The organism is uncultured Microscilla sp., from assembly GCF_947493425.1.
GTDB lineage: Bacteria > Bacteroidota > Bacteroidia > Cytophagales > Microscillaceae > Microscilla.
In genome coordinates this window covers 1-13,475 of sequence record NZ_CANLRP010000205.1, presented here as the reverse complement: position 1 = coordinate 13,475, position 13,475 = coordinate 1, and the positions used below count along the sequence as shown (strand labels likewise).

The following is a 13,475-nucleotide window of genomic DNA, read 5'->3' as shown; positions in this document are numbered from 1 at the left end:
GGCGCAAAAAATAGCCTCGTCTCAAAACAAAACCTCTACCTCAAGAATGGTAATTTAATTTCTCACCATTCCTTAGAGTTTACAGCATACGTGTACATTATCAAAAATTGACACGCGGTTGCTGTATTGTTTCGCTACCTTCATTACAATTATTTTTGTGAAATGACGCTCAACACGGTAATCATCTTCTAAGGGTTGTTGGCAATTAATTGCCTCCTTTAGCCTATAATACACCTTAAAAAACGATTTGAAATAATGAGAACTTATGTACTTTACCACGCCCATTGTACCGATGGTTTTGGCGCTGCTTATGCAGTCTGGAAGATATACGGAGACAAAGCCATTTACTTGCCTGTAAAGTATGACAACCCCATGCCTAAGTTGAAACATCGTTCGGAGGTGTTTATCGTAGATTTTAGCTATCCCAAAGCCGAACTTTTAGAGCTGGCAAGCCTCATGCACGAGGTAACGGTGTTAGACCACCACAAAACGGCTAAAGAAGAGTTGGGGGGGATTACTGAAGGCGACGCGCCTAATCTTTCGATTACTTTTGATATGGACAAAAGCGGGGCAGTACTTGCCTGGGAGCATTTTCACCCGAACGAAGAAATCCCTCCCCTTATTTTGCATATTCAAGACAAGGACTTATGGAGGTTTGACCTAAAAGATACCAAAAAGGTGATTGCTTCGCTTACTTCTTATACAATGGATTTTAAGCTTTGGGACAGGTTTGACCTCAATACGCTGATTACCGAGGGGGAAGCTATTTTACGTTATCAAACCCTGACTGTAGACAAACTTTGTAAAAATGCCCGAATGGTGCAAATTCTGGATTATACGGTACCTTCGGTAAACAGTGGCGTATTGCAAAGCGAGATTGGGAATCGTTTGTGCGAGATTTACCCCGATAGTCCATTTTCGGTAGTCCATTTTGAAACAAGTGATAAAACCCGTTATAGTCTGCGCTCAGTGGGCGACTTTGACGTGTCGCTGGTAGCCAAAGAGTTTGGGGGAGGTGGACACAAAAATGCCGCAGGGTATATTAAGCGGTAGAGAATGACAGGGGGGAACTATTCCAGAATTATAAAGACTCCCCCCCCACTACCACAAAGAAAAAAAAGCTAAAGGCTAAAATTACACAAAGAAAAAATGATCTTACCCCACACTACGTTTATTAGCCAAGCTCCTTTGTTTTTACAAGTATTGGTTCACTATGATAAAGGTTACCTGGTTCCTTTTGAGTTTGAGCTGCCCCCACTCGAAGAGTTCAGGATTAATTTGGGCAACCAACCCGAAGACGAATACTTGAGCATTGAACTAATGAATAAGGCAGCGTTTAAAGAGCAAATACTGCCTCGCCAAGTACTACGTACACACTATTTGCTTAATCATTGGCAAGTATCGGTGCTGAAAGACCAAATTGCAGAAGATTGCGAGAGCACTTTTGACTTTAGTCAGGCGGTTTACTTTTATGCTAAAGAAGAAGCTTATGGCGAGCTGTCCAATTTTGCCGATTTTGGCATCGAAATGAATGGCTTGTTTTATCCTACAGTAGAGCATTATTACCAAGCCCAAAAGTTTGATGCCCCCGCCTACTGCGAAAAAATAAGGCTTGCCCCTACCCCAAAAGAAGCCGCCCAACTAGGCAAAACCCGTGAGTTGCCGTTGAAGGATAATTGGGATCAAATAAAATCTGACATTATGTGGCAAGCAATCAAAGTCAAGTGTAATACTCATCCTGCAATTGCCCAAACCCTGCGCAACACAGGCGACTTGTTGCTGATAGAAAACTCGCCTTATGACGAATACTGGGGCATTGGCAACGCGGGCAAAGGGCACAACCACCTGGGCACATTGTTGATGCGGGCACGCCATCAGTTACCCCGCTTAGGAACGATGCAAAAATAAAGTTCTATAGTTTAAGGAAATATTTTTTGGTCAGGCGAGGTCAAAAAACGCGGCATAGCCATAGCTATGGTAAGTTTTTTTAACGAAGCATGTCCAAAAAAGATGAGGTTAAGAATGCGTATTTATTTTGACACCGTTCCTTAGGAATTGTTCAAAAATAAATTTACACTCTAAGGGGTGATTTTTCGCCTTGATACTTCGTTATTTTTATTGCCCGTAGCGCTGCTATGGGCGCAAAAAATAGCCTCGTCTCAAAACAAAACCTCTACCTCAAGAATGGTAATTTAATTTCTCACCATTCCTTAGATTGATTAAATGTATGCGTTATTTTAAAAGAAAATGGAGGGTGGTAAAACTGATCGCCTCCCCTCCAATAACAAAGCAGGTAGTATACACCAATGCTGTTTAGTTTGCCTTGGTCAATGAATCGGTTTTGTCGTTCGTATTTTTTATAAAGTCGGATTTGACCTTGAAAATATCGGCAAACATGCCTGTTTTTTTGCTGCGAAACACTGCCAATGGATTCACGCTTGACCGAAGGTATACTTCGTTACCTTTGTCAAATGCCTGCACAATGACGGGCGTCGGTTTGCCATTTTTTGTAAGTTTTTTTCCCGAAAGGGTCAACATATACTGAGGGGCTGAATTGAGCTGAAAGTCATTGACAAAGGCATCGCTGCGCTTGCTGGCAATAGCATTCAGGTAAGCCAACACCAGGCTAGAGTCTGCTTTGGCGTCGTCCATTATCCACCCTTCTTTGTCTTTTTTGAGGGTAAAACTACTATCAGCGGGGTAATTAAACTCCACCTTGTCTACTTGGGTGCTCACAAAATTGAGCAAGTCTTGATTGCGCCAATGGTTCAGAGGTTTGTTGAGGCTTGCCACTGTATAGTTGTCAATGGCGTATACCTCATTTTCGGTAGGCAAACGTACATAAACAGTTCCTCCCTTTTCTGCCTTGCCTACCAACAAGCTGGTAAGCTGGCGCCCATTGGTGCCCAATAAAGTTACACGGGTGGCCAACGAATCGGTCAATTGATAAGTAGCCCACTTATGCTTACTTTTTGCTACCAGGCGTTGGGGTTTTACATCGCGCAGGCTATTGAGCAAGGCAGCAATTTTGCCGTTTTGAGCAAGTGCCTGAATTTGGCCTCGCTGTAGCACCCACCCCTGTGCAGTGCGGCTCAACCTTATTTCCTGGTGTTGCTCTACTTGAGGATTGAGCACAATGTTTTGTACCAAGGCAGTATCTATGGCTACTATTTGGCTGCGAAAGGTGCGGCTACCTTGGTTGGCCTTTACTGCTTTGGTAACGGTATAAAGGGCAAATAGCCCAACAAATATGGCCGCAAGTAATTTATTGTTATACATTGTTTATTTCTTTTAGTAAGTAAGTAGCAGCAAGTCCTTAGATACCGATGTATATCGGTGCTACAAATAAAGATAACTATCTCATAATATGATAGTTACACTTGCATATTAGGTATATTTAATTTTGTCTTGGTACATACTTAGTTGATCAACTACACCGAAGTTTCGCTCATGCGCATGCGGCGAATGGCTTTGCGTTTTTGCATGCGTACAATGCCATACATGATGACTAGCAAGATGGGAAACAAAAAGTTAAAGTATTTCAAAAAACTCTTGGTTCCTTCGCTGATGCCTTGACGCAATGGACGAAACTTTACTTGTTTGGTGCGCAGGTCTATCAGCCCGGTATCGTCTGAGAGCCAGTCTATAGCATTGGCCATAAAGTGGACGTTGTCTTCGTTTACCTGTTGTCCCTGTTGGGCTGCTACCGCAAAATCGCCATCGCCAAATACTACGAGCCTAGACTTGGCTTTTCCTTCGGCTTTGTGCTCCAGGGCAGCTGCCACTACTTGCCGGGGCTCGTTAAAGTCAGCTTCTTGCCAGTTGCGCTCCAGCGAAATAGGGGCACTGGCGGGCAATACTCCCGAACGCTCGGAGGTATAGGCCAATGGAATAAATTTTTTGGTAGAATCGCCATTAAAACTCAAAGGGTTGGCAAACTGAAAAAGTACTGCTTCGAGCCCTTTAGAGGCAGGGTGATCAGCAAATTTGTTGAGCAAAGGAAAGTAAAAAAAACGTTCTTGTGACTGTAGGGTCATATTGCCTACCCTACGTGGAATGCTTACTTGCCCACATTGTACATCAATGACCACTTTATTATCCAGCGTAATCCCTTTTTTTGCCAACCAAGGCTCCAGCCCGGTATGTATAGCGGTAAGGGGTACATTCAACTGTTTGGGGGCATCTACTTTATTGAGCGCCAGCACCAGGTTGCCACCTTCTGCCACAAACGCTTCCAGTTGGGCAATGTGCCTTGCCGGAAAGGTGTCACGGGGGGCTATAATGGCTATAGTTCTGATGTCTTCGGCAATGTTGGCAGTATCGCTCAAAAACAAGGCTTTAGGCTGATACAACACGCTCAGCATTTGATTGAGCTGGACAAGCTGCATCAAAGGAGGCTCACCGTGCCCTTGCAAAAATGCAATTTTGGGTTTGTTGGCGGTCGATAGTTTTTTAATGTTCGACGACAAAGCGTATTCTATGGGTTGTCCGGCAATGACCGGAATCACTTCTTTTTGTTCACCCTTATGAATGACTGCGCCCATGTACGCTTTTTGTTTTTTGAGCTGGTCTTTTTCACGTACACTTATTTCTATTGGGCTTATGCCGCTTTGCATGGCCTTTTGTTCAATGGCGGGGTCATCGCCAGGGCTGATAAATTCGTACACCAGGTTACCTCCCGACCTGCGGGCATATTCGCGTAACATGTCCTCAAAGTCTCTTCTTACTTTTGAGAGCTGGGGGGGCAAGTTGTCCGAAAAGTACACCGTAACCGTCACGGGGTTGTTCAGGTCTTTCAATATATCTTTGGTTACTTTGCTCAAGGTATATCTTTGATCGGCCGTAAAGTCTAACCGCAACGAGTATTCACGTGCCAACAGGTTGAGCAGCAACAATATACCTGCAGTAAGCAGGGTGGCAGTTAATAATTGTTTTCTTTTCATTTGTTTGTCTTTTTAATGAGTAGCAAGCCTACAGTAACAAGCAACAAGCTGGGTGGTACTTATCTTATTTATGGTTAAAAATTGTTGGGTACCTACCCCTTGCAGCTCGCTGCTTGCAACTTATCAATCAATCACCTTACGTTTAGTCAATGATACTTCGGCGAGGAATAAACCAAGCCAACCTATAGACACAAAAAATATAATGTCACGGGTGTCTATTACCCCACGGGCAATGCTCTCAAAGTGCGCCGAAGTACTCAAGGTTTCAAACAATTCGCCCAACCAGCCAGTAGCATTGCCTGCCATGGCGCCAAATATAAACTGAAAGAATATGCCTATCAGGAGCGCCATCAGAAAAGCTACAATCTGGTTGTTGTTGATGCTACTGGCAAATATGCCAATGCCTATATACATGGCGCTCATGAGCAACAAACCGAGGTAGCCACTCAGCGTAGCACTCAGGTCTAAATTGCCCAGACCGTCGTACCCCAACAGGGCAAAGCCATCTATAGTAAACACATAGGGCAAGGTGAGCAATAGTGCTATAGCAATGAGTATAAATACGGCGAGAAACTTACCCCATACTACTTGGCGGTCGGTCACGGCTTTGGTCAAAAGCAGCTCTATAGTACCAGTCTTTTTTTCTTCGGCAAGCAGCCGCATAGTGAGCGCCGGGATAAAGAAAAACAATGTCCAAAACGCAATACTGAAAAATCCTCTCAGGCTGGCTTGCCCAGAGAAAAACACATCGTTGCCGCTTTCGAGCCAGGTAAAAAAACCATTGAAACCCAAAAACAAGATCAACATAATATAAGCAATGAGCGAGTCAAAAAATGAGCTGAGCTCACGTTTTGCAATTACCCAAACTGTTTTCATAATACTTTTTTTAGTTATGTAGTCCCAATAGAGGCAAGCTTCAGGCGACAAGTCGCAAGCCCCCTGCTTAGGACTTTATATAAATTTTTCTAGTTGAAACTACCTGTAAAACTAATTCATTGTCAGGTTACGGAAAATATCTTCCAGGCGGGTTTCTACCGGAGTCATTTCAGTAAGCACCCAGTGTTTATCTACACACAATTGAAAAATGTTTCTTTTGGAAGTTTTTTCGGGTTGGCTCTCTAACTGAAAATAGTTAGTTGCCTCGTCAAGGGTGGTGACCGAAAACACCGACTCAAGTTGCTTAAGGTTATCCAATACTTCAGGAGCTTGAGCATCTTCAATCTTTACCTTGAGTACCTCCTGCCCCTGGGCTTTGTTGCGCAACGAATGGGCAGTACCATCTGCTACAATATTGCCTCGGTTAATAATCAAAATGCGGTCGCAGGTGGCCTCTACTTCTGGCAGTATATGGGTACTGAGAATCACCGTTTTAGCCTTGCCCAGTTCACGAATCAGTTTACGTATTTCTACAATTTGATTGGGGTCGAGCCCGGTAGTGGGTTCGTCTAAGATCAGTATTTGTGGATCGTGGATCATTGCTTGGGCAAGCCCTACGCGTTGCCGATAACCTTTAGACAACTCCCCAATTTTTTTATGCTTTTCGCGGTCTAAACCACACAGCACAATCATGTCTATCAGGCGTTTGTTCAGGTCTTTTTTAGTTACTCCCTGCAGTTGGGCACAAAAAATAAGATAGTCCATCACGGGCATATCCAGGTACAAGGGGTTATGTTCGGGCAAATAACCGATGTGTTTTTTTAGGTCATCAGCGTGTTTTTTCACCGACTTGCCCCCTATGGTAATGTCACCCTGGCTAATGGCTATGTAGTTGGTGATCATTTTCATAGTAGTAGTTTTACCCGCACCGTTGGGTCCCAAAAACCCCAAAATTTCCCCAGTCTTCACCTCAAACGATATGTTGTTCACCGCCTTTTGGTTACCATAGCTTTTGGTTATTCCTTCTATCTTGATGTCCATAATTTTTGGTGGTTACAATTATACAATAGTCCATAGTATTTAGTCGATAGTCCATAGCCGATTCGAGTAAATATTCATCTTGTTAAATACTGTAAACCAGCATTTTATATTCAGATTGCGTACTCACTTTATTTTTAAAAGTGCGTCGGTTTTACGCCTAAACAAGCCACCAACTTTGACTGAAATCACTGCGGAGTATTGATGATATGGCTGACTTTTTTAAACTACAGTCATCAATCCATGTTTTTCAAAACGGCAGCAAAATTATATAATCAAAAGGAAACTTGCATGTTTTTTTTAGGAATGAATGAAGGACTTTTAGCCAGGTTTGCCTACACACTCGCCTCTGAGCCTTTTCAATTAAAAATATTCTTCTGATTTCTTGCAAATATGGCTTATATTATTTTTATTTAAGTATTGTAATAATTAGTTATTTACTGATTTACAAAAGTATACATTTCTACATCGGCACCCCTCCACACTCAGGCATCTACGGAGACTTGAACAACATCACTCATTATTATTTAGGAACGTGATCGCAATAACTGTCCGGTTTAGAACATATCCTCTTTACTGACTTTCGTTACTTTTTTCGCCGTAGCTATGGCTACGACTGCAAAAAGTGCCTCAGCCAGCCTCGAGTATACGCCCTCAATCTCGACACTTATTTTGAACATGTTCCTTAATATCATATTGCGCCATTTATTGAATGGTCAATTCATAGTGTTGAAACATTTAGTTGATATATACAACTAGTATAAATGAGTGTATTTAAAGCAAAAACCTTAACCCAATTAATACTATTACACAACTATCAAAATTTAACTCCAATGAATTACACTTATTTCAATCATTGCAGAGGACTGATTTCGACCTCTTTTAGCGCCCTTTTTGTAGCTGTTATTTGCTTTTTACCCTGGCACGCAGTAGCTCAAGACGAGTTGCCCCGTCACTATAAAAGTTATAAGCTAAGCATACAAAACAACGGGACACAAAAAAAAGGAAGTTCGTACACCATTTCTGAGCCGGGCGCTACCTGGCTTAGGTTATTTTTTGACAATATAAAATTAGGCAATGCCAGCTCAGTAACTATTACCTCTGACCTGGACGGTGCCTCACAAACTTTAAATGCTGCCGCTATCAAAACCTGGAAGTCGTCCAGTGCCTATTTTAATGGCCACAGTGTAACGGTTACCCTCAATACAGCCGCCAATGACAAATCGGCCAGTGTAGATGTGGTAGAGCTGGGCATTGGCGACCCCAAACCCAGCACAAAGTCTCAATGTGGCCCGGTAGACGACCGGGTAGATGCCAACGATGCCGCCATTGGTAGAATTGTGCCTATTGGCTGCACTGGCTGGATCATTACCAACGGTAAGTTTGTCACTGCGGGGCATTGTGCTACCAGTCGTGCTCAAGTGCTAGAGTTTAATGTGCCCAAGTCGTCGTCAAACGGAGGCATTGTACACCCGGCACCCAAAGACCAGTACCCGATTGGTAGTGCAGTTTCGGGGTATGTGTCTGGGCAACCCGTAACCGATTGGGCGGTGTTTACAGCAGGAGCCAATACTCAAACCGGATTGACCGCCATACAAGCCCAGGGTAAATCTTTTGACGTGGTACAAAGTGCTCCAGGCAGCAACATTACCATTACTGGTTTTGGGGTAGACAATGGCAGCGACAATCAAACGCAACAAACGCACACGGGTCCTTTGGTATCTGCCAGCAGTACTTTGGTAAGGTACCAGACTGAAACCAGAGGGGGCAACTCAGGGAGCCCTATTATAGATGCAGCCACTGGCAAAGCGGTGGGGGTACACGGTTATGGCGGATGCACTACCAGTGGAACGGGTAGCAACTTTGGAGTAAGGGCTACGGTGGCAGGTTTTTGGGACGCCATGGGACTTGACGGCAACCCTCCGGGGGGAGACTGTGAGGTGATCAATTTTAACGATTACCAGATTTCGTCTTTCTCTAACCAGGACGTAAGCGGAAACTACACCATCAACAATGGGGGTAAAAACCTGGTACTTCAGAACAACACCTGGAAAACCATTCCTTTTAATTACACGGTTACCAGCAATACGGTGATAGAGTTTCAGTTTAGCAGCAGCTCGGAAGGAGAAATTCATGCCGTGGGCTTTGAAGACAACAACTCTTTGAGTTCTTCGCGTTATTTTAAGGTGTACGGTACGCAAAGCTATGGGGTACGCAACTACGACAATTACGGAGGATCGGGCACGGTCACTTATACCATTCCGGTGGGCAATTTTTATACAGGCAATATGTCTACCTTGTTGTTTATCAACGACCACGACAGCGGCAGTGGCAACAACTCTACTTTTAGCAATGTAAAAGTGTATGAAGGTACTTGTGGCAGGGTGTCGGCAATAGCCCAACGGGTAAGTAGCGAGGCTATAGTGCCTGTGCTGGGTACACAAGACGAAAACAGTTTGCAAGATGTGGTAGTAGGCTCCAACCTTGCCCAAAATCAGTTTACCATACAACTGGGCACTCAAGGTGCCAAGGCTACTATACATACCTTATTGGGGCAAACCAAGGGCGTGCTCGCCCTAAAGTCAGGCACCAACCAAGTGTCTGCCAACGCACTTTCGCTGGCTCCGGGTATTTACCTGATAAAAATAGAGCGTAACAACGAAACTATTACCAAACGATTGGTCGTACGTTAGCCAACAGTAGGGTTGGGTCGTACTCACCAGGTATACCTGCAGTGAGCAAAGTTTGGCTTACCCTACGCATGAGATTCTTAACCCAGAAAAAATATTAATTGGGAATAAAGGTTTGAAGCATCCTGACTTATATCAGGGTGCTTTTTTTATTGAGACGCTTATAAAAGTATTGCCCAAAGTTGTTTGGTAACCTGAGTATATGTATTATGAATGTAAGAACAGAGACAGCATTCAACATATCTAATAAATAGATGTAACTATCACGTTATAAGCAATTTACACTTACTTGTAGCTTATAGCTAATTACTTACAATTAGGGCTGGCTTAAAACCGAACAAAAAACTTATCATGATCAAAAAACAACTTTTTTTAAGTTTATTGATGGCTTGTTGCTTGTCGTTGGGGCAACTCTCGGCACAAACCATTAAGATAAATGCCTATACCAAGTGCAAGGTGGCACTTATAAGCGCCCAGGAAGTAAAAGATGCCGGACGTTATGGGTGGTGGTCGGCGTGGCAAACCAAGAAAAAAAGCAAAGATTACAAAGATACTCCTTGCACCTTCAAAAACATTGTTCCAGGAGTATATACTATAGTGGTATACAACCCCAAAGCAAGCACCAGCACCGACAAGGGCGATGGGGTAGTACTTGAAAAAATAACCGTCGGTAAAAAGTTTAACTTAAAGGCGTATTATAATGCCGGAGATTTTAGAGATTGGAACTGCCTGAGTTGCCCTTGGTTGTATGTGTATGATGGCCAATGTTTTATGAAAAAAACCGAGATTTTGAAAGATGTAGTAGGAGCCAAAAACAAAACCACTACAGTGTATGAGGTGGATCCTCAAGCCATAAAAAATGGGGTATTGAAAATAAAAATCCAAGAAGAAAAAAACGAAATTACCCACCTCGACCAAGTTCAGGTCAGGCTTAATGGCCAAACCTATTTGCCCCAGGAGCAGGCAACGCTTGCCCAACTTGCCCACAACGATGGACAATACCAAAAGCTTAAAAAAGGTGATGCTATCACGCTTACGTTTCAATTGCCTGCCCACCTAAAACCCTCCGACAAAATACGGCTTGAGTCTACCGGGTTTTATATTCCCGATGCCCAGTTTTTAGAGGCAGTATACCAAAAGTATTTAATTCGTGGCAAGTAAAAGCCTAAAAGCACAACTGTTGATTACCCTTAATAGCGAGTCGGCGAAGCCTGAGTGTTTTGTCGGCTTTTTTGTATTCAAATAATCACAAACCATTTACACAATACATAGCGCATGTCTATCAGACTTTGTGGGGTACTTTTGCTCTTTTGTGGCAACCTACAGGCACAACAACCCCAAGGATTTGCCGATATTCATAACAGTGTGCTTTATCGCTTGTTTGCCCAAGCCGATGTACAAGGGCTTGCCAAGCACCGCTACCCTGTACACTTGCGGGCAATGCGCCAGCTCCATACTCGGTTGATGGTGTTTTCGATGGGTATTCCACGCTTTAGCATGACACACCCCGACACCGTCACCATTGCTCAAGTGCTTACTTTTCTCAAGCAGTTCAAGGCATATATTCGCCAACATTGCCCACAATGGCAATTTGTTGACCAACCCAAAACAACTGCCAACAAAATGCGTTGGATGCTGGCGCTGGAGGGCACTCACTTGCTCAATGGAGAATTGCACTGGGTAGACTCGCTCTACAATGCCGGGGTGCGTATGGTGGGCATTGGACACTGGTTTCACAACCATTTTTTGGTCGCGCCTCAAGACCCACACTACCAAAACCAAGTACCTACCCTTATCAACAACTACACGGTGCTTTCGCCCAAAGGCAGGCAACTGGTGGAGCGGCTGATTGCCCGCAATATCTGGTTAGATGTATCACATTTGCGACAACAGGCGTTTGCTCAGGTGGTAGCTCAAAACCAAGGACGGGTTCCGCTCATTGCCAGCCACGCCAATGCACACGCGGTGTGCCCGGTAGCTCGTAACCTCTCCCCTGCCCAAATACGCGCCATTGCTGCCAGTAAAGGGCTGGTAGGGGTGTGTTTTCATAGTCCTTTAATTGCCCAAAATCCTGCCCAGGCTTCCGTAAAATTATTGGTTGACCATGTGGCTTATTTGATCAAAACTGCCGGCTACCTGCACGTGGCTATTGGCAGCGATCTGGAGGGCTTGATTCGCCCACCAAAGGGCTTAAGAAAATTAATACATGCTAAAAAGATTGCCACTGAAATGCAGCGACGGGGCTTTAGCCCAAAGGTGATTGAGGCGGTGATGTGGCGCAACGCCTTGCGGGTATTGGGTGGGGGTGAACGTTGAGTCAATTATTTGGTAAAATATTTATTCAAAGGCTACCAAATATCAAAAAAGATGTGCAAATTGTGGTCGTCTATACAAGTGCTCCAGTACAGAAAAGCCTTTGCCGGAGGGTAATTTATTTTGGGTGACGCCAAATACGCTTTTAACAAGCTGATTATAAGTAAGTTGTCTATTCGGAAAACTTACCAAAACAGGCTTAAAAAGCACTTTGACGTGTTGATTTTTTTGATTTTAACCTATAGTGATTTTACTGTAACTCACTGGTAACTAGTTGATAACAAAGAAAGACGACTTTAAGAGCTACTTCCATTAAAACAAGGATTGAAACAAGAAAAGGTTACTGTAAATATTGTTGGTAGGGGTACTTTAAGAGCTACTTCCATTAAAACAAGGATTGAAACTGATCTTATTAAGTCTTTTTATGGGCAAAATTAATACTTTAAGAGCTACTTCCATTAAAACAAGGATTGAAACGCAAACTGGATGCGATAAAACATATACTTGAATTACTTTAAGAGCTACTTCCATTAAAACAAGGATTGAAACGGTGCTTGTCGCATAGAAAACAAAACCAAGAATGAACTTTAAGAGCTACTTCCATTAAAACAAGGATTGAAACATCTCTAATTATGCAATTGTGGCAATTGTGGCAGTTCTTTAAGAGCTACTTCCATTAAAACAAGGATTGAAACAAAAAGAAGTAAGCCAGGACAGCAGTACCCACCGCCTTTAAGAGCTACTTCCATTAAAACAAGGATTGAAACAAATCGCTGCAATACGACCGTTAAAATTATCACTATCAGCTTTAAGAGCTACTTCCATTAAAACAAGGATTGAAACGTCTCTTTTGAATTGATTTGTAATATGAATAAACTTCTTTAAGAGCTACTTCCATTAAAACAAGGATTGAAACAGGAAATGATTGGTTTTCACCTTGATGCAAAGTTTTCTTTAAGAGCTGCTTCCATTAAAACAAGGATTGAAACACCTTAAGTTCATCTGGAACGGCATTAAAACTAAACCTCTTTAAGAGCTACTTCCATTAAAACAAGGATTGAAACTTGTATTTTTCAGCTTGCTTAGGACAGCCTACCCAGCTTTAAGAGCTACTTCCATTAAAACAAGGATTGAAACCCTGATGAGCTTTCCCTCGCCAGAGTAACATCCTGACTTTAAGAGCTACTTCCATTAAAACAAGGATTGAAACGAGTTGAAATGGCTTCGTATCTGTTTGTGAATGGAGCTTTAAGAGCTACTTCCATTAAAACAAGGATTGAAACAGGAGCTTCATAAAACTAATGAAGTCATTATAGATCTTTAAGAGCTACTTCCATTAAAACAAGGATTGAAACGGTACATGTAACTAGTTTCGTCTAGGTACTCCCAGATCTTTAAGAGCTACTTCCATTAAAACAAGGATTGAAACTCTTGCAATGTTGGCAAGCCAAAAACAGCGCAATAATCTTTAAGAGCTACTTCCATTAAAACAAGGATTGAAACCGCTTTTGTTGTTATACAAAAGTAGCAAAAAGCTACTTTAAGAGCTACTTCCATTAAAACAAGGATTGAAACGGTACATGTAACTAGTTTCGTCTAGGTACTCCCAGATCTT

General features: G+C 42.9%; 9 protein-coding genes and 1 CRISPR repeat array. Of the genes, 5 read left to right on the top strand and 4 right to left on the bottom strand.

The window, feature by feature from the left end:
* Positions 1 to 255: 255 nt before the first annotated feature.
* Entirely contained in the window at positions 256 to 1,053 is a 798-nt protein-coding gene (locus Q0954_RS29465) for a DHHA1 domain-containing protein (RefSeq protein ID WP_299463985.1), read from the top strand.
* Between the two features lie 96 nt (positions 1,054 to 1,149).
* Positions 1,150 to 1,908 (top strand): NADAR family protein, encoded by a 759-nt coding sequence (locus tag Q0954_RS29460; protein ID WP_299463982.1) that lies wholly within the window; start codon positions 1,150 to 1,152, stop codon positions 1,906 to 1,908.
* 405 nt (positions 1,909 to 2,313) lie between these two features.
* Here Q0954_RS29460 and Q0954_RS29455 read toward each other — a convergent pair whose 3' ends face one another.
* The 4 genes from Q0954_RS29455 to Q0954_RS29440 all read right to left on the bottom strand — a co-directional run bounded on the left by Q0954_RS29455 (position 2,314) and on the right by Q0954_RS29440 (position 6,860).
* A complete protein-coding gene (locus Q0954_RS29455) occupies positions 2,314 to 3,279 on the bottom strand; it encodes a DUF4340 domain-containing protein (RefSeq protein ID WP_299463979.1) in 966 nt (321 codons plus the stop codon).
* Between the two features lie 152 nt (positions 3,280 to 3,431).
* Positions 3,432 to 4,943, bottom strand: a complete 1,512-nt coding sequence (locus Q0954_RS29450) for a GldG family protein (RefSeq protein WP_299463976.1) — start codon at positions 4,941 to 4,943, stop codon at positions 3,432 to 3,434.
* A gap of 123 nt (positions 4,944 to 5,066) precedes the next feature.
* Entirely contained in the window at positions 5,067 to 5,819 is a 753-nt protein-coding gene (locus tag Q0954_RS29445; RefSeq protein ID WP_299463973.1) for an ABC transporter permease, read from the bottom strand.
* Positions 5,820 to 5,930: 111 nt separating this feature from the next.
* Positions 5,931 to 6,860: an ATP-binding cassette domain-containing protein gene (locus tag Q0954_RS29440; protein WP_299463970.1), complete on the bottom strand. Its 930-nt coding sequence runs from the start codon at positions 6,858 to 6,860 to the stop codon at positions 5,931 to 5,933.
* An 830-nt stretch (positions 6,861 to 7,690) separates the two neighbouring features.
* On the opposite strand from Q0954_RS29440, the gene Q0954_RS29435 reads away from it, so the two are divergent.
* The 3 genes from Q0954_RS29435 (at position 7,691) to Q0954_RS29425 (ending at position 11,863) form a co-directional block, all read left to right on the top strand.
* Positions 7,691 to 9,550, top strand: a complete 1,860-nt coding sequence (locus tag Q0954_RS29435) for a trypsin-like peptidase domain-containing protein (protein WP_299463967.1) — start codon at positions 7,691 to 7,693, stop codon at positions 9,548 to 9,550.
* Between the two features lie 348 nt (positions 9,551 to 9,898).
* A complete protein-coding gene (locus tag Q0954_RS29430; protein ID WP_299463965.1) occupies positions 9,899 to 10,708 on the top strand; it encodes a hypothetical protein in 810 nt (269 codons plus the stop codon).
* A 114-nt stretch (positions 10,709 to 10,822) separates the two neighbouring features.
* Positions 10,823 to 11,863: a membrane dipeptidase gene (locus Q0954_RS29425; RefSeq protein WP_299463962.1), complete on the top strand. Its 1,041-nt coding sequence runs from the start codon at positions 10,823 to 10,825 to the stop codon at positions 11,861 to 11,863.
* 291 nt (positions 11,864 to 12,154) lie between these two features.
* A CRISPR array of direct repeats spans positions 12,155 to 13,435; the repeat unit is 37 nt; unit sequence CTTTAAGAGCTACTTCCATTAAAACAAGGATTGAAAC.
* Between the last annotated feature and the right edge of the window lie 40 nt (positions 13,436 to 13,475).